15 protein-coding genes and 2 pseudogenes are annotated in these 16926 nt (G+C 71.2%); 6 read left to right on the top strand and 11 right to left on the bottom strand.

Going from position 1 to position 16926, the window contains the following annotated elements; translation table 11 throughout:
• The first annotated feature begins 153 nt into the window (after positions 1-153).
• Together OG828_RS48360 and OG828_RS48355 are read left to right on the top strand one after the other, a co-directional pair.
• A complete protein-coding gene (locus tag OG828_RS48360; protein ID WP_328499756.1) occupies positions 154-1551 on the top strand; it encodes a beta-ketoacyl [acyl carrier protein] synthase domain-containing protein in 1398 nt (465 codons plus the stop codon).
• Between the two features lie 141 nt (positions 1552-1692).
• Positions 1693-2344 (top strand): annotated as a pseudogene (locus OG828_RS48355) (NAD-dependent DNA ligase LigA); the annotation flags it as partial.
• 76 nt (positions 2345-2420) lie between these two features.
• Here the strand turns inward: OG828_RS48355 and OG828_RS48350 are convergent.
• The 4 genes from OG828_RS48350 to OG828_RS48335 form a co-directional block, all read right to left on the bottom strand.
• A complete protein-coding gene (locus OG828_RS48350) occupies positions 2421-2876 on the bottom strand; it encodes a pyridoxamine 5'-phosphate oxidase family protein (RefSeq protein WP_328504775.1) in 456 nt (151 codons plus the stop codon).
• 355 nt (positions 2877-3231) lie between these two features.
• Entirely contained in the window at positions 3232-3603 is a 372-nt protein-coding gene (locus OG828_RS48345) for a toxin Doc (RefSeq protein ID WP_328499757.1), read from the bottom strand.
• A 1-nt stretch (position 3604) separates the two neighbouring features.
• Entirely contained in the window at positions 3605-3862 is a 258-nt protein-coding gene (locus OG828_RS48340; RefSeq protein WP_328499758.1) for a YlcI/YnfO family protein, read from the bottom strand.
• A 117-nt stretch (positions 3863-3979) separates the two neighbouring features.
• Complete coding sequence (locus OG828_RS48335; RefSeq protein WP_328499759.1) at positions 3980-4273, bottom strand: hypothetical protein; 294 nt, start codon at positions 4271-4273, stop codon at positions 3980-3982.
• A gap of 166 nt (positions 4274-4439) precedes the next feature.
• On the opposite strand from OG828_RS48335, the pseudogene OG828_RS49835 reads away from it, so the two are divergent.
• The 3 genes and pseudogenes from OG828_RS49835 to OG828_RS48320 form a co-directional block, all read left to right on the top strand.
• Positions 4440-4792: pseudogene (locus OG828_RS49835) on the top strand (hypothetical protein); the annotation flags it as partial.
• Positions 4793-4841: 49 nt separating this feature from the next.
• Positions 4842-5345, top strand: a complete 504-nt coding sequence (locus OG828_RS48325) for a GtrA family protein (protein ID WP_328349240.1) — start codon at positions 4842-4844, stop codon at positions 5343-5345.
• Between the two features lie 432 nt (positions 5346-5777).
• Complete coding sequence (locus OG828_RS48320) at positions 5778-6434, top strand: DUF5701 family protein (RefSeq protein WP_328349241.1); 657 nt, start codon at positions 5778-5780, stop codon at positions 6432-6434.
• A 150-nt stretch (positions 6435-6584) separates the two neighbouring features.
• On the opposite strand, the gene OG828_RS48315 is transcribed toward OG828_RS48320, so the two are convergent.
• The 6 genes from OG828_RS48315 to OG828_RS48290 all read right to left on the bottom strand — a co-directional run bounded on the left by OG828_RS48315 (position 6585) and on the right by OG828_RS48290 (position 12393).
• On the bottom strand, positions 6585-7361 hold the full coding sequence (locus OG828_RS48315; RefSeq protein ID WP_328499761.1) for a sigma factor-like helix-turn-helix DNA-binding protein: 777 nt from the start codon (positions 7359-7361) through the stop codon (positions 6585-6587).
• 417 nt (positions 7362-7778) lie between these two features.
• Complete coding sequence (locus tag OG828_RS48310) at positions 7779-8441, bottom strand: response regulator transcription factor (protein WP_328499762.1); 663 nt, start codon at positions 8439-8441, stop codon at positions 7779-7781.
• Positions 8438-8857 (bottom strand): hypothetical protein, encoded by a 420-nt coding sequence (locus tag OG828_RS48305; RefSeq protein ID WP_328499763.1) that lies wholly within the window; start codon positions 8855-8857, stop codon positions 8438-8440. The genes OG828_RS48310 and OG828_RS48305 overlap by 4 nt, the downstream gene beginning before the upstream one ends.
• Before the next feature lie 118 nt (positions 8858-8975).
• Entirely contained in the window at positions 8976-9725 is a 750-nt protein-coding gene (locus OG828_RS48300; protein WP_328499764.1) for a sigma factor-like helix-turn-helix DNA-binding protein, read from the bottom strand.
• Between the two features lie 383 nt (positions 9726-10108).
• Positions 10109-10855, bottom strand: coding sequence for a hypothetical protein (locus OG828_RS49830; protein ID WP_443062359.1), 747 nt, complete (start codon positions 10853-10855; stop codon positions 10109-10111).
• Between the two features lie 323 nt (positions 10856-11178).
• A complete protein-coding gene (locus OG828_RS48290; protein WP_328499765.1) occupies positions 11179-12393 on the bottom strand; it encodes an NAD(P)/FAD-dependent oxidoreductase in 1215 nt (404 codons plus the stop codon).
• A gap of 315 nt (positions 12394-12708) precedes the next feature.
• On the opposite strand from OG828_RS48290, the gene OG828_RS48285 reads away from it, so the two are divergent.
• Entirely contained in the window at positions 12709-14376 is a 1668-nt protein-coding gene (locus OG828_RS48285) for a transposase (protein WP_328499766.1), read from the top strand.
• 464 nt (positions 14377-14840) lie between these two features.
• Here the strand turns inward: OG828_RS48285 and OG828_RS48280 are convergent, their stop codons facing one another.
• A complete protein-coding gene (locus OG828_RS48280) occupies positions 14841-16409 on the bottom strand; it encodes a DUF6851 domain-containing protein (protein ID WP_328349247.1) in 1569 nt (522 codons plus the stop codon).
• Positions 16410-16926 lie beyond the last annotated feature (517 nt).

Here is a 16926-nt window from a genome sequence, read left to right as displayed (position 1 = left end):
ATCAGGCAGTACCCACGGGTCGAGACGTACACCCTGCGCGGCGACAACATGCCCCGGCTAGACCGCAGATGCCCGCCGATCCTCTTGTCTCTTCGCTGGAAGCCTTGCTCCAGAGGGGCAATTGCCCGGCTAGCAGAAGGAGAGGGTGCTGGCATGAACAGAATTGCCATCGTTGGCATGGCCTGCCGCTATCCGGATGCGGCATCTCCCCAGGAGCTGTGGGAGATTGCCGTCGACGGACCTCGTGCCTCCCGCTGGCTCCCCGATGTGCGTATGGGCCATTGGGACTGCATCAGCTCCGATCCGGCACTGCCAGACCCCTTCTACGCCCACGATGCGGCCGCTCTCGAAGGTTTCGCGTCCAACCGCACCCCCCACACGCCGGCAACCACCGCGTACCGGTCACCCGACTCCGCCTTCTGGCTCGCCCGCGACGCCCTGGGCCGCGCGTTTCTCGATGCGGACCTCCCAGCGGGCGAGGCGCTCGCGCGCAAGACCATCAGCGTGGTGATCGGCAGCACGCACAACGGCGAACCTTCCCGCGCCAACGAAGTGCGGCATCCTTGGCCCTACGCGCGACGGCTAGTGGTCGGCGCCCTCGAGGAGATGGGCTGGGACAACGTTCGCATCGCGGAATTCACAGCGCGCCTGGAGGCGCACTACCACAGGCGCTTCCCGCCCACCGGCCAGGACACCGTGGCCAGCGGCCTGTCCAACGCCGTCGCCGGACGCATCTGTAGCTACTACAACTTCAACGGCGGCGACTACAGCGTCGGTGAGGCCTGCTCCCCGTCCCTGATTCCCGTCACCACAGCTGGGTCCGTCCTGCTGAGCGGGGTCGCCGACGTGGTCGTTGCGGGCGGTATCAATCTGTCCATCGACCCTTTGGAGATCATCGAGTTCGCCAGGGCTGGGGCGCTCGTCAAGAACGAGATGCGCCTGTACGACCGCTACTCAAACGGGCTGTGGCGGGGCGAAGGCTGCGGCATGGTAGTCCTCATGCGTGAGGAGGACGCGATCGCCGCCGGCAACCGAATCTACGCGAGCATCGCGGGCTGGGGGATTTCTTACGACGACCAAGGCGACATCACCCGACCCGAGGTCAGCGGTCACCACCGCACATTGCAACATGCCTATGAGCAGGCGGGGTTCGGCATCGAAACCGTGCCTCTCTTCGAGGTCGACGGCACCGGGACCAGTGTCGGCGACAGCACCGAGTTGACGGCGCTGTCGCAGTCGCGGGCCGCCGCGGGAGCACACACGCCGTCCGCCGCCATCAGCTCCATCAAGGGAACGATCGGCCACACCAAGGCTGCGGCCGGGATCGCTGGTCTGATCAAGGCGGCCATGGCACTGGACGCACAAATACTTCCACCGGCCATGGGTTTTACGAATCCGGGCGAGCTGCTCACCGGCAAGCGGGCCAATTTGAGGGCGCTGCACGGAGCCGAGGCTTGGCCTGCCAAGGCACCGTTGCGAGCGGGAGTTTCCGCCATGGGTCTTGGCGGGATCAAGACGCACGTTGTACTTGAGAAGACCGAACCCAGGTAGCGCATGGCCCTCAGTCGAGGGTCCGGGGCGACCAGAGACATCCTCGGACCCACCGGGTGCTGCATCGCCGCCTGGACAGGGGCTGCGGAGTCGCAGGTGCCGGACGGTTTGCGGGGGGTGTTGTCAGTGGTGGCAGGCAGGATGACCGGCATGACGACACCAGCTGCAGTGATCGTGGATGCCGCCGCTTACGCGCAGGCGGTCGAGGACGCGGTGAAAGCGTCGGCCGCCTACTACCTGGGCGGTACCTCGGTGCTGGACGACGACGCCTACGACCGGCTGGTACGCGGCATCGCCGCCTGGGAGGCCGACCATGCCGACCAGGTGCTGCCCGGCTCGCCGATCGGGAAGGTCGCTGGCGGCGCCGTGGAGGGCGATGTCCCGCACACGGTGGCTATGCTGAGCCTGGACAACGTGTTCTCCCGGGAGGAGTTCACCGCCTGGACCGCCTCGCTGGCCCGCCGGATCGGCCATGACGTGGCGCAGTTCAGTGTCGAGCCGAAGCTGGACGGGCTCGCGATCGCCGCCCGCTACACCCACGGCCGGCGACGGGATGGCCGGGGAGGACGTCTCACACGCCATCGGCACGATCGTCGGCCTGCCGCAGGAGCTGGCGGATTCGGTCACGGTAGAGGTGCGCGGCGAAGTCTTGATGACCACCGCCCAGTTCGAGCACGCCAATGAGGTTCGTACCGCGCACGGCGGCCTGGTGTTCTCCAACCCGCGCAGCGCTGCGGCGGGCAGTCTGCGTGCCAGGGACCGCGCCTACACCGTACCGATGACGTTCTTCGGCACGGCCTGCAGAAGGCACGCGCCGCCGCGGTCCCTTGTAGCCGTCTGCCGGGCGTTGCCGGCATGCGCAGCCGAGTTCAGTCGACCGGGTCCGGCAGCCACTCACCTTTGCGCATCACCGTGCGGCCAGGAAACTCGTGAAATCCGTTCCATACCTGAATGCGGCGAGGGAGCAGCCGGATGTAGAGGTAGCCCGGCATCTTCCGTGGGTCATGAGAGACAGCGGCGTAGCGGTCGGCGACGTCCGTGTCGACCTCTGGAACCGGCACGAGACCATCGAGAACGGTATCGACCATCACCACATCGGACGTGGTGCCCACTGCCATGCGTGCCCACCCGGTCTCCCGGAGGTTTCGGACGGTTTTGCTGCTCGCGCCGGTTGCCGTGACAATGGCGTCGTTGTCGCCGACGAACGCCACCGGGATCAGATGCGGTCTGCGGCGCCCACATGTTGACAGCCACATCTGGGACTCCTGCTGAAGCCGCAGGCGGGCGGCAGCGAGGCGTTCGTCATGAGTACGGGGCGTTGGCATAACGGGGTTTCCTCCTGCGCAGCGGCCTGGCCGGCAGGCATGCGCCTTCTTTGCGTTGGGCGGTGGGCGGGGAGAGCGCCGCCGTGACCAACGAGCACCCCGACATCACGTCACCGGGCCTCCGGCCCCAGGAGGTGCCGTCGCAGACGCTGATCAAAGGCCCGGCCACCGTCCGGTCCGGCGCAATGCCGGACAGTTCGCGGGCGGCAGGTCTGCGTCACGCGGATGCGCGCGTACGTCACCGACGCCGAGGCTGGCACCGGCAACGGGGTTCGGGCGGCAGCCGAATCCCCCTATGCCTTGCGCAGGGTGTGTCCCCCGATCTGGCGACGTTGCCGCTGCTGCGTCGTGCCGGTCAGATCCGCCAGGAGCGGATGCGGTCGGCGGCATCGTACCCGTCGGCGCGGCCGGCGTCGATGTCGCGGGCGAGGTCGATCAGGGCGCCGTAGGGCGCATCGATGGCTTCGGCAGCGGCGTCCATATACGCCACGACGATCGCGGCGCCGTACAGGGCGTTGCGGGCGGGGAGCGGGCGCAGCCGGATGATGGCGTGCATGAGGGCGGCTGCGCGCCAGGCGTTGTCCACGGTGACGCCGACTTGTGGGGTGTTGACGCGGTGGCGGGCGCTGGCGGCCACGAGGTTGGAGAAATCGTGGACCTCGGGGTGCTTGGGCAGCACTTCCGCCTGGCGTTCCAGGAGCCAGCGGATGTCGATGTGGAGTTCCACGTCAGGCGGCCCGCTCCTGGTGTCCGGAGGCGTCCAGCCGGGCTGGGGTGTCGTCGGGGAAGGCGGCGTCGAATGCGTCCGCGTTGGCGGCGACGAAGGTGCGGAACACCGCTGCGGCGCGGTCCAGGCGGGGGTCGCGGACTGCGTTTCGCGCGGCCTCGGTGATGAGGGCGGTTACGGTGGTTCCCTCGGCTTCGGCCTGTTCTTGCAGCTGGGCGTGGAGCTCTTCAGGGACCCGGATTGTCACTGACTTCGACATACGCTGAGCGTACAGCAAGTTGTACAGCAGAGCAGGTGGATCAGGTGGAACCGGCTCCCGACCAGGTGGTGGTCGGTGGTTGTTCTCACTCGGTTTGGCAACCTCACTGGCCGCCAATCACACCTTTCTCGTGGAGCCCTTGAGGCGGCGCGCCATGGCGTGGGCCCGTTCGGTGGGGCGCTCCAGGAGGGGGCCGCACAAGGCATGGCATGGGGGTGCCGACGCATTCCAGGTCGATGGCGGTGCGGAACCGGGGTGCGCCGTGAGCAGCGCATGCTCGAACTGTGTCAGGGCGCCCGCGGTCGCGCCGAGGGCGAGCAGCGCGTCCGCCCCCTCGCCCGCGTCCTGACGGGACGCGGGCGCTGCCGGGGTCGGCCCCGGGGGTCCGGCATAGCGTTCACTTCCATTCATTGCAATGAATGAAGCAGGCGCTGTTGCATTAGGTTCAGAGTTGTTGCAACGATTTCTAGGCTTTTACCTGCACTGATTGCGAATGTGCGCAACTATTATGTTGCCTGATTATTGAATGCAACGTAGCGTTTCCTTCGTCAGAAACTGCGAGCCGAAGGATCACTCCATGAAGCAGTACGCCACCTCCGGCCCCGTCTCCGTTGTCCTCGACATCCCCGCCGGGCACATCCGCCTCGTCGCGGCGGAGCGGACCGAGGTCGGCTACGGCGACGGCGTCCTGCGGGTCAAGGCCGCGGCGGCGAAGAACCGCCTCCTCGGACCGTCCGGCTCCCTCGAGGTGACCATCCGCTGCCCGCCGGCTCCCACGGCGAGGCGAAGGCGTCCGGCGCCGAGTTCCGCGGCGCCGGACGCCTCGGCGACGTCGCCTTCGAGGGCGCTCGCCTCACCCTCCAAGCCGGCGGCATCACCGTCGGCGCCGGCTTCACCCTCCACGCCACCACCCAGCACGGCGACATCACGGCCCGCAGCCTGTAAGGCCCCTGACGCCCCGCCGGAAAGGAGCACGCCCATGACGTCGCCACGCGCGCGCCGGCCCGGGCCGGCGACGCCGGCCGGTCCCGGACCCCTCGCCTCGTTCCTGCGGTTCACGCTCTTCGGGGGCGGCGTCGGAGTCCTCTGCAGCTTCGCGGTACCGCTGCTGGCCCTGGCTATGCCCTGGGCGGTCTCGAACGCGGTCATCACCGCCGCCTCCACCCTGCTGTGCACCGAACTCCACGCCCGCTACACCTTCGCCCAAGGGCGCGGCGCCGGCTGGCGGGAGCACGGGCAGTCGGCGGGCTCGGCCGCCGCCGCCTACCTGGCGACCAGCATGGCCGTGTACGTCCTGCATCTGGTGCAGCCCTCCCCCGGCCTGCTGACCGAGCAGATCGTCTACCTCGGCGCCTCGGGCCTGGCCGGCACGGCCCGCTTCGCCGTCCTGCGCCTGTACGTCTTCGCCGCCCGCCGCGGCCGGACCACGCGGCGGCCCCTGACGCGGCAGGGGCCGGTGGCCGCGCCCGTCCTCGCGGCATAGGCCGTCCCCCCGGTGTGCGACAAGACGGTGACACAAGCCGCCAGGCCGATCGAACCGCCCACTGCAGCGAGTTGAGAACACTGGCGGCCCTGGCCATGATCCAGCGCGCGCCGGCGGGCTCGCCGTCCGCCCGGAGCCGAGCGGGATCTGCGCGGGAGGCAACCACGGGCCGCACAGCGTGAGTTCACCCGGCTCACCGGTCCGTGAGAGGCGGGTCCGCAGTCCGGGAGAGCGGCCGCAGCCGCGCGCCGGTGCGGGCCATGGGCTGCCCTCGGGAACTGGGCCACCGGCCCCGGCTCACCGGCCGTACAGGCATCGCCGACGGCTGAAAGCTGCGTCTGGCGCGACGTCACACCGCGCTGGGAACATGCCGGCAGGTCAGAGTCGTTGATCTCAGGTCCCGCTGCTGAAGACCGCGAACCGAGGAGTGCCTTGCCCGACACGTCATCCACCGCCGCCGTGTCCCCTCTCCCGCCGCTCACCGCCCAGGCAGAGCACCTGATCGAGCTCGGGGTGCACGAGCTCGCGGGGATACCCGCCGACGCACTGCGTACGTTCACCAAGGACGCCGGCAGTGCCGGCAGCGATGCCCTGCTCGCCGTCCACCCGGACCGCGCCCCCGCCTCCGTCCTCGCACCGCTGCTCCGCCACGACGGCAAGCCCGGCTTCGTCGTCACCGACATGCCCGACGTCGACCGCTTCGCCCCCCACGCCGTCGAGCTGCCCGACGCTCCCCTCTACCTCGTCACCGGCCTCGACCGCGGCGACCACCTGGCCAACTGGAGCCCCGACGAGGCCCTGCCCGCCCTGTCCAAGGAGGACCGCACCCCGCTGCTGCTCACCGAAGGCATCCACTGGGTGCTCCAGCAGCCGGCCGTCCTCGAACGCAACCGCTGCTTCATGACCATCGGCTCCCGGCTGCGCAAGGCGAACGGCACCCTGGACGCCCGCACCCCGGCGATCTGGATCAGCAACGGCACAGGGCGGGACGGATCGAAGCGGCGTAACGCCCCGAAGGTCGGCTGGTGCTGGTGGGGCAACCGCCACACCTGGCTGGGCTTCGCCTCCGCCACGAGCCGCAGGCACTAGCTTCCCCACCAGCAGGCGGCCCGCAGCCTGACGCCGCATCCGTCGGCGCCCCTCGCTTCGCTCGGCGAGCGGTCCGCGTTCGAAGCGGGCGTCAGGAGCCGTCGGCTGGATTGCGGTGTCCTCAGCGGACGCGGGGGGACGTGCGGCGGCTCAGCGGGCCTGGTTCGCCTCGCGGATGATCGCGTAGGCCTCGGCCACGGGATCCGGGCGCCCGGGCTCGTCGGGATTGACGACGAAGTGGATCTCTTTGACCCGTCCTTCGAAGACGTCGAGTGCCAGGGCGTTGAGGATCTTGCCGTTGCGGTCGCGGAAGACCGCACCGGGCCGGCCGTTGACCAGGCGCTCTTCCAGCGTGACGCCGACGTGCAGCAGCGCAGGAACGATCGCCGCGAGCAGCCGGGCCACGTTGTGGGCGCCGGCGGTGCAGGTGGGCCAGGGCAGTGGCTCGCGGCCACCGTCGCTGGCCAGGGCGATCGCGGCGACGAGCTGGCGGCAGGCGGCCTGCGAGCACCCTAGGGCCGATGCGATCTCGCGGATGCTGCACCCGAACGCCTCCCGCAGCACGAAGACCGCGCGCTCGAGCGGGGAGAGCCGCTCGAGCACCAGCAGGGCCGCCGTCAGCAACGAGTCGGCCAGCTCCACCGGCCGCTCGGGGTCCTGGCGAAAGCCACCCGGCAGCGGCTCGGCGGGCCATGGCCCGCCGTGCCCCTCCCGGCGCAGGCGGGCCGAGCGCAGGGCATCGGTACAGATCCGGGTGACCTCGGCCGCGAGATGGCCCTCGGTCGACGCGGGCCGCGTCGGGGTGGCGGCCCAGCGCAGCCAGGTCGCCTGGACGGCGTCGTCCGCCTCGCGCGCACTGCCCAGGATCCGGTGGGCGATCGCGAACAGCAGCGGCCGCAGCTCCTCGAACTCCTCGGTCCGTCTCACACCGGCTCCTCCTTGACATTCCTGCGGGCTCCCGCTCGCTCCCGGCCGCCGCTGGCGGCCGCAGTCATCCGGTCTGTGCCGGCCGCGCGGAAGGGGCTGCGCCGTCGCCCGGGCATCGCGCCCGCCCCCGGGGGGAGGCGGTCCGGACGGCTGTCCCACGCGGTGCGCAGGCAGTGGGGAAACGGGTCGTGGACGGCCGTCGCCCCGGTGCTCAAGGCGGGCGTGCCCGCCGTCGGGGGATGAGAGCGACGGGCACGCCCAGGGGGGACTTGCGGGCTCCACCCTAGGAGCGGCAGGCCGGCAAGTCCCGTACGTGCTGCGGAACTTCGAGCTCAGTTGCGGCACGGTTCCAGACCGGGCGGCCGCGTACCTGGGTGAGCAGGGTGTGCGGGCAGGCTGGGCCGACTGCGTGCGGGGTCAGTGGCTGCGTGGGGCGACCAGGCCGGATTCGTAGGCGTGGGCCACGAGTTGGGTGCGGCCGCGGGCGCGGAGTTTGGACTTGGCCCGTTCGATATGGGACTTCGCGGTCAGCGGGCTGATCACCATGTGGTCGGCGATCTGGCGGGTGGAAAGCCCCTGCGCGACCAGGGTGACGGCCTCGCGTTCCCGCCCGGTCAACTCGGCCAGGCCGGTTGCGGCGGGGATGCGGTGCGGCTGGGCGAAGAGCCGGTTGATCACTGTGCGGGTGACGCAGGGGGCGAGCAGGGCGTCGCCGCGCGCGATGACGCGTACGGCGTGCACGAGGTCGTCGGGCGCGATGTCCTTGACGAGGAATCCGGCGGCGCCGGCGCTCAGCGCGTCGAAGACGTCGTCGTCGAGGCCGTAGCTGGTCAGGATGACGACACGGACCCGGGCCAGGGCCGGGTCGGCGGCGATGCGGCGGGCCGCCTCGATGCCGTCGAGGACGGGCATCTGGATGTCGGTGAGGACGATGTCGGGCAGGTGCCTGCGTGCGAGTTCCAGGGTCTGCTGCCCGTGGGTGGCCTCGGCCACCACCTCGATGTCGTCCTCGGCGTCCAGGAGCGCGCCCAATCCGCTGCGCAGGAGCGGCTGATCGTCGGCGAGCAGGATGCGGATCATGCCGCGCAGTCCAGAGGCAGTCGGGCCCGGAGCAGTTCGGCCTCGAGGCCGGTGATGCGCTCGCCCGCACACCGAAGGCCGCAGCGGGCTGTCCCCGGCCGCTGCTCGAGGTCATGCCGGGTGCGTCTGAGTTCCTGCCCGGCTTTTTGCTCGCGCCCGGTCGCTTCGAGCAGGTCGTGCCGCTGCTCTTCGGCGTCGTGATGGCCGTGGCTGCCTGCGACCGCGTCCGTCACCCGTGCGCGGGTGTCGCTGTCCTGGCAGGGGAACGCGGTGAACACCGCCCGTTCGGCGATCGCCCTGACGTTCAGCCGGCCGTGTTCGCGGCGGAGTCGACTGATCGTCGTCCCGGCCTGGGCGGCCGTCCGGACCTGGCGTCCAGGGGCAGCGCTGTGCGCCGCGGGGGCACTGGTCGTCATGCTGCTTCACCTTCCGTCGTTGATGTGGCCGGCTCCTGGGCCCCCAGTGCGGTGGCCCTGTCCGACGCACATGCGGCGGGCCGCCCGGACGGGCAGTGGTGCGCAGTGGTGCCGGGGGTCAGATGGCGCCGGGGGCGTGTGCCGCCGGACCGCGGGGAGCGCGGGGGCGGCTCACCCAGCGGATCGTCTGGATCTGGCCGTCGAGGAAGTCGAACGCCAGGGCGCTGAGGACCGTGCCGTGGCGGTCGCGGAAGACTGCGCCGGGGCCGTGGTGCACCTGCTGCGGCTCCATGGTGACGCCGATACGGACCAGCGCGGGGGTCATCGCGGCCAGCACCCGGGCCACATACTCCGCGCCGACGATGAGCCCCGGCCAGCGCAGAGCCCTGCCGCCGCCGTCGCCCGCCCGCGACACGGTGGCGGCGAGCTGGTCGCAGGCCGCCTCCGAGCACCCCAGGGCTGATGCGATCTGCGACAGGTCGCACCCGAAGACTTCCCGCAGGACGAAGACCGCCCGCTCGAGCGGGGGCAGACGTTCCAGCAGCAGCACGGCCACCGCCGACAGCGACTGGGCCGGCTCCACCGGCTGATCCGGGTCCTGGCCGGCGCCGCTCATCAGCGGCTCGAACGGCCGCGGCCCGGCGGACGTGTCCCGCTGGACGCGGGCCGAGCCCAGCAAGCCGGCCGAGATCCGGGTGACCTCGCCCGACAGGAACGCCTTGCCCGGCACGGGCAGCGTGAGGGCAGCCTCGTAGCGCAGCCAGGCCTCGTGCACCGCGTCGTCGGCCGCGGCCTGGCTGCCCAGGATCCGGTGGGCGATCGAGAACAGCAGGGGCCGCAGCTCCTTGAACTCCTCATTCCGGCTCACCCACGCCCCTCCTTGAATCCAGGCCGCCGCGACGGACACCGCACCTCCCGGCAAGCGCTCCGGTCCGCCGTGCACGCCGCCGCCCGCGGCCGGCCGCACCAGGGCCTGTCCGGCCCGCCGCGGGGTATCCGCCTCGGCCACCACTCCCCCGCCCACGCATGCACCAGCCGGCCACGGCTTCGCGCGGCCGGCGCGCGGCGTACGGGAGCGAAGCCCGACAGGACGGGAACTTAGGCATGGGCAGGCAATGACGCCCGCCCGTCTCCCGGAGGGGGTGTGGGGCGAGCGAGCGCAGCATCGTGCAGAACCACCCTAGGGGCGGCACCACACCCCCTCCCGCAGCTCCTACGGAACCTCGAGTTCCCTCGGAGCGGAACTCGAGTTCACGCCGCCGACGGTTTGTTCGTCCGCATCCTCAACGGCCCCGTCAACGCGGCGTGGCCCGACCGTGTGGGAGCCGGTGAAAGACGGCGGGCGGCTTGCGAGGGGAGAAAGGGCTGCGTACAGATCGGTCTCCGCATCCGCAAAGACCGCGCATGACGCGGCAAAAAGCCGCTCACCACTGGCCGATGGCCGGCGCGCCTGTCTCGTGCTGCCGCCACATCCCGGTGAGGCGGGCAAGCCGCTGCGCGACGGCGAAGCCGTGCAGCGCCGCCACCCTTGCCGTCGCTGATCTCGAACGCCGTGGCGCCCACGATCCGGCCCCCGGGCACGACGAGCACGGCGGGCCGGCCGTTGACCTGCCCGAGGCGGATCGCGGGCGAGCCGCCGGCCAGGCGCCGCTTCGCGGGCGTAGGCCTAAAAGCGGACCGCATCATGGTGGCGGCCCGCTCGGAGCTCTCGTAGCGCCACAGCGTCCTGGACAGGCCCGCGCCGTCAAAGACCGCGGTCCCGTCGTCGGTGAGGAGCGCCACCAGAGGTTCGGTACGCCCCGAGGACGCGGCGGCAAGGAACTCCTCGAGGACCGTGCGCGCGGACGCCGGGTCCACCTCACCGCCGCCGCGGCGCGCGGCGGCGATCCGGCGCCGGGCCCGGGGGACGTACGGCCGGCTCGCCCACTGCGAGATGTCGAGGATTGCCCGTTCCACCGGGGAGAGCCGCTCCACCAGGGTCGAGGCCGCGAGCGTCACCGATGCGCGCTACTCGAAGGTGTCGGCCGGGCCGGGCATCGGATCGCCGTCGACAAGCGGCTCGGCATCCAGGCGCCGGCCGCGCGTTCCCGGCGCACCGGCGCCGAGCGGAGCCGGTCCAGGCACAGGGTGGTGACGGCTTGGGGCAGCCACGCCTGCGGCACCTTGATCCGTTCCCGGTCGGCGGCGTGCCGGTGCAGGGACGCGTCCCGTCTGCCCGGCTCGACGGCGTCGGCCGCCGAGCCGGGCAGACGGGACGCGAGCGAGGCCGGCCGCGGCCGGCCTCGAAGCGGTCAGCGACGGCGCTGTCCCTGCGGACGGCCTTATGCGGCGGCATTCCCGGGCGCGGCGGCAGCGGCCGGGGTGGCGGCGGCCGTCGTGGCGGCGGTCAGGCGGCGCTTGCGCTTGGGCATGCCGAAGGTCGGGTGCGCAACGCCCCACAGGCTGGCCTTGAGGACGCCCGTCTTGAACCGCGCGGCCTTGCGGCCGCCCATGAACCAGGACTTCGCCCGTACGTCGCCGTCGACCATCTGGAAAATCGCGTCGTGCCGGCCGAGGCTGATCTGGTTGCCGATGTAGGTCTTCTTGACGCTCGGAACCCGGCGTCCGGTCAGCCGTGCCACGATCGCGTCCGTCGCCTGCATGTTGGTATGTCCCGCCGAGGCGCAGGACATCGGCAGCGGCCGGCCGTTCGCGCCGATCGCGTACGCGCTGTCGCCCGCGGCGTAGACGTCCGGGTGCGACAGCGAGCGCATGGTGTCGTCGACGATGATCCGGCCGTCCTCGGTGACCTCAAGACCGGCGGCGGCCGCGAGGGGGTCGACGGCGAACCCGGCCGTCCACACGGTCGCGTCGGCCGGGAAGGAGGTGCCGTCGCCGCCGACCGCGTACCGCGCCTGGACGGCTTCGATGGTGGTGTGCTCGTGGACGGTGATGCCGAGGCGGTCGAAGGCTTCGTGCAGGTGGCGCCGGGCCCCCGGGCAGAGCCAGGCTCCCGGCTCGCCACGGGCGGCGAGCGCCACGCACAGACCGGGACGCGACTCGGCGATCTCGGTGGCGGTCTCGATGCCGGTCAGGCCCTCGCCGACGACCAGCACGGTGCCGCCGGGGCCCAGACTGTCCAGGCGGGCCCGCAGCCGCAGCGCGGAGGCCCGTCCCGCGACGTCGAAGGCGTGCTCGGCCACCCCGGGGACACCGTGGTCGGCGACCCGGCTGCCGAGCGTGTACAGCAGCGTGTCGTAGCCGAGCTCGCCGTCACCGTCCTCGCCGGTCACGGCGACGGTCCTGCGCTGCGGGTCCACCGCCCTGACGCGCGCCACGCGCAGCCGTACCCCGGTGCCCGCGAACACGTCGGCGAGCGGCACGGTCGCATGGTCCCGGCCCGCCGCGAGCTGGTGCAGGCGCATCCGCTCGACGAAGACCGGCGCAGCGTTGACGACGGTGATCTCCGTGTCGGCCGGCGAGAGGCGGCGGGCCAGGCTCCCGGCGGCGAAAGCCCCGGCGTAGCCGGCGCCGAGGACGAGGATGCGGTGCTTCATGGTGAGGCTCCTGTCTGAATCGCTTGCCCCCTTGAGCGGGACAGCGCAGCGATTCCTGACAGGAGCCGGGTATGAGGTGGGTCACACGGGCCGGTGCGGGTGGGGTTGGGAACTGCTGCCGGTGTACTGAGCGGGAGTGACTTTTGGTGAATGTGAGTGAGTGCCGGGGCCGGATGTGGCTGGCTGCCGCCCGGCGCCTGCGCGGGGACGGTCTTCCTTGCCTCGGGGTGCGTTCTCGGTCTCCGTTCGTCGGGAGGGGAACTGGAGTTCCTGGGTCGAATGGGTGACCTTTGCGGGTGGTGCTCGTTGACTGCCGTGACGGATCTTCGACCGGGCAGGGGTGAACGGGTGGGCGGGCTGCGGGAGCTGGCGGCGTCGTTCGTGGCGCCCGGTCCGGCCGGGGTGGCCATCCGGGACCGGCTGCGGGTGAGCGAGTCGGATGCGGCGGTGCTGGCCGAGGTCGGTGTCTTCCTTGGTTCGCTGGCTGCGGGTGATCTCGCGGAGCGGTCCCGGCAGGGGCTGGCGCACGATGCGGCCGGGTGGGCGGTGCGCAAGCGGGAGCTGACGGGGAAGTCATCGGCGCGCTGGGCGGGCAGCATCACCAGGGCCAGCCACGACCAGTGGGCGCTGGCGAGGCGCGGCCAGGCCGCCCACCTGACCTGGCTGCGCGGGCAGATCGCCGCCATCGAGGCCCGGCTGGCCCGCCCGCTGGGCGCCAAGGCGGACAAGCGGGAAGGGCTGGCCCGCGGGTATGCCTCCCGTGCCGAGTGGCATGCCAAGTCCCGCCGCCTGCACGCTTTGCAGGACCGGCTGGCGGTAGCGGAAGGGGACTGGGCGGCGAGCCGGGTGCGCGTGGTGCGCGGCGGCAAGCAACTCGCGAACACCCGTCACCACCTGCAGGCGGCGGGGCTGAGCGAACAGGACTGGCGGGCACGCTGGCAGGCGGCGCGGATGTTCCTGGCCGCGGACGGGGAGTCCGGCAAGCGGTTCGGCAACGAAACAATCCGCGTCACCGACACCGGACAGCTCTCCCTCAAGCTCCCAGTCGAGCTGGCCCACCGGGCCAACGCCCCGCACGGCCGGTACGTGCTCGACGCGACCGTACGGTTCCAGCATCGCGGGCAGGAGTGGCGCGACCGGATCACCGCGAACCGGGCGGTGGCCTACCGCCTCCACCACGACGTTCTCCGTGGCCGCTGGTATGTGACCGCCTCCTGGCAGCGCGCCGCCACCCCGGTCCTGCCGCTGCAGGCGGCGCTGGCCCGCGGGGTGGTGGGAGTGGACATGAACGACGACCACCTGGCCGCCTGGCACCTCGATGGGCACGGCAACCCGGTCGGGGAGCCACAGCGCTTCTTCTACGACCTCTCGGGCAGCGCGGACCACCGGGACGCCCAGATCCGGCATGCGCTGACCCGGCTGCTGCACCACACCCAACGCTGCGGGGCCACCGCGATCGCCATCGAGGACCTCGACTTCGCGACGGAGAAGGGCCGGGAGAAGCACGGCCGCAACAAGCGCTTCCGCCGCCTGCTCTCCCGCCTCCCCACCGCCAGACTCAAGGCCCGGCTGATCTCGATGGCCGCCGAACAGGACATCGCCGTCGTCGCGGTGGATCCGGCGTACACCAGTCGGTGGGGTGCCCAGCACTGGCAGAAACCCCTGACCACTCCAACGCGACAGATTTCCCGGCACGATGCGGCAAGCATCGCGGTCGGGCGACGCGCCCTCGGGCATCCGATCCGGCGACGGACGGCACCGCCCCACCCCGACCGGAGTGATCGCGGTGGGCATCGGACCGTCCAGGCCCGACCGGAGACCCGAAGGCGTGAGGAACCCCGCCCCCACCTGCCCGGACCACCCACCGGATGCGCGCCGCCCGGCGGTGGAGCGAAAGCGGGGAACCAGGGTGCCCAGCACCGTTCGGGGCACCCGGCTGAGCATGAGTCCTGGCACCAGGACTCACTCCCACTCAGTCTTTAGGAACGGTCCCCCGCGGGCGCGCCTGAGCCGTCCGGAAACAGGCAGCGGCATCACCCGCACGGTGAAGCGGACATCCGAACCAGGTCTTCGACCTGCACACACACCGATGATCCGGCGCGGATCCGGCCACGGTCCGGCCACCGGGAACGGCCGTCCGCGACCGTCGTTTCGGACCCGGCAACCGCCGGCCGGCGACCGGACCGGGAGAGCCCGGGCCCGCCAGGCTCCGGCCCGCACCTGCGGCAGCGCACACCCCGGGCCCGGTTTCGCGGCGCCCCGGGGTGCTGTTGCGGCCGGCTAGGCGGCCGGCCGTATGGCGAGCGCTGCCCCGCTCACCAACAGGCGGTGCCTGCCCCTTCGCTCCCGGCCCGGCGCCGGCCGGGAGCAGGGCGCGGACGGTGACCGGGGGTGTCCGCCGCTGCGGCGGGCGGGCCGTGTGCCGGCGCCCGCCCGCCGCAGTACGGTCAGTTCTTGACCTCGCCCTTGACGTGCCGCTGCACGAATTCGTAGGCCAGGTCGCCGAACTGCTCACCGAATTCGACGGACCGCTCGACCGTCTTGCGGAAGTGCACTCCGCCCCACACCCGGCTCGCGGCGCAGTCCTTGACGAACTCGGTCCAGGTGGGCCAGTAGATTTCGAGGTCGCGGGCGGGAGAGAGCCCCGGCTCCACCAGCGTCGAGCCGGCCTTGACGGTGAATCGCCAGTCCAGCTCGTCATCGCCGAAGAAGCGCCGCGCCGCCTGCGCCTCGGCGGAGCAGATGGTCGTGGAGCCGGACGGGTACTCGGCGTGGTCCCCCACGTTCAGGTAGGGCATCCACTCGTTGGCGGGAATGTCGTTGACCGTCCCCTGGCCGGGGCCGCCCCAGGCCGTCACCCGGCGGTTGCCGTACACGTGCCGGACCGCGCTGATCGGCCGCACGGCGTCGTACTTGATCTTCTGGTGCCAGGCGACGATCAGCGGTTCGAACGTCGACAGCAGGTGGGTGAGGAAGAAGTGAGCCCAGCCGTGCACGCCCAGCTCGCGGTTGTGGCGCCGCGCTATGAAGATCGTCGAGTGGCCGATGCCCCACACCTTGTTGTCCATGATCTCCGCCATCACCTTCTGCTCGTCGGTGAGATTGGCGGAGGCCTCCAGGATCTCGTCCACCGACTGCTTGTAGGCGCGGGGCCGGGTGTGGTCGATGTGCAGCGGCGGGGCGAGCTCGAACCGGCTCGGGTCCTTGAAGGAGTAGGGCTTGACCTTGCGTATCTGCGGGGTGATGAAGTTCTGGACGGTGAAGATGCCCATGTCACCCAAGCCCGCACCGAGGCGGCGGCGATGAGTGGTCACCTGCGGCTGCCAGCGTGAGGGGTTGACCAGTTCGAAGGCGGTGTTCACGGGCCGGTAGCCGGTGTAGTCCGCGTAGGGCCTGGGGTTGTACCGGCGGCCGCCCTCGGTGCCCAGCATGTTCATGCCGTCCCGCTTACGGGCCGCGATGACGCCCTTGCCGGCGAGGTTGCCGATGCCGACCGGACTGGTCGGGTTCTCCGACTCGTCGTCGGGGTTCAGGCCGAGCGTGGTCATCAGCTGCCGGATGGCCGGCACCCGCTCCGCCACCACGGCTTTGGCCACTTGGTACGTGGCGTGGATGAGGGCGATGTTCATGTTCCGGTTGGTGGCGGACTCGCTGGAGGGACGGCGGCCGACCCGGGTGTACACGCCGACGGCGGTCGGGTGGTACGGCGCCACCGCGTCGAACCAGGCGATCGTCGTCAGGTGGTTGACCCAGAGGAACATGGTCACGTCCATCGGGGCGAACACGGCCGCTGCGGGCGACTGGCCGGCGTTCTCGTCGCTGGGCTGGAAGAATTCGATGTAGTTGCCGGTATCGAAGTCGAAGTCGACGGGCGCCGCCGCCGCGGTGGACGAGCCGGCGGCTGCCGATGCGGTGGAACCCACGGTGGCCAGCGCCGCGACCGAGGCACCACCGATCAGCAGCGACCTGCGCTGCGGCGAGAAGCCGGGGACGGAAGAACGTCCGGACGTCGTCATGCGTTGTGTCCTTTTCTTCAAGAAGGAGAGGTCTACACGTCCAAGGCGAGGCCGCTGAGAACGGACCATGCCCTGGAGATCAAGCCGGGCCCCTTGCTGTCCCGGGCACCCCTCACCACATCGAGACAAGGCGGCCCCGAAGCGGCTGAGAGCACTGCGTCTTGCACCACACAGCGTTGATCAGGCCCGCTGCACGCGGACCCCGGACCGACTAGCTCCCTGCGACGTACTGATCCACGGCGTTCTGCGCTCTTCCTGAACCGGCCGGTGAACCGAAACCCACCAGCCGGCCACGTGCTCCCGCACCACTCGCAAGACCATACGAACCACGCGATGAACGACCAGCACACGGCACCGCGGGCGCCACACAGACGACGCTCCCCCTGCCGTCCGAGATGGCCAGCACCTCGACGTTCACGCGAACTCCCCCTGTCTCGTGCCCGAGCGGTCCGGTCACTCCGCAGGCGTCAACGGATGCCAGTCCGGCGGCCACAACACTAAAAACAGGACAGCCGGT

Origin of the sequence: Streptomyces sp. NBC_00457 (assembly GCF_036014015.1) — a bacterium.
Lineage (GTDB): Bacteria > Actinomycetota > Actinomycetes > Streptomycetales > Streptomycetaceae > Streptomyces.
The sequence above is the reverse complement of the archived record's forward strand: the minus strand, read 5'-3'. Positions and strand labels throughout refer to the sequence as shown.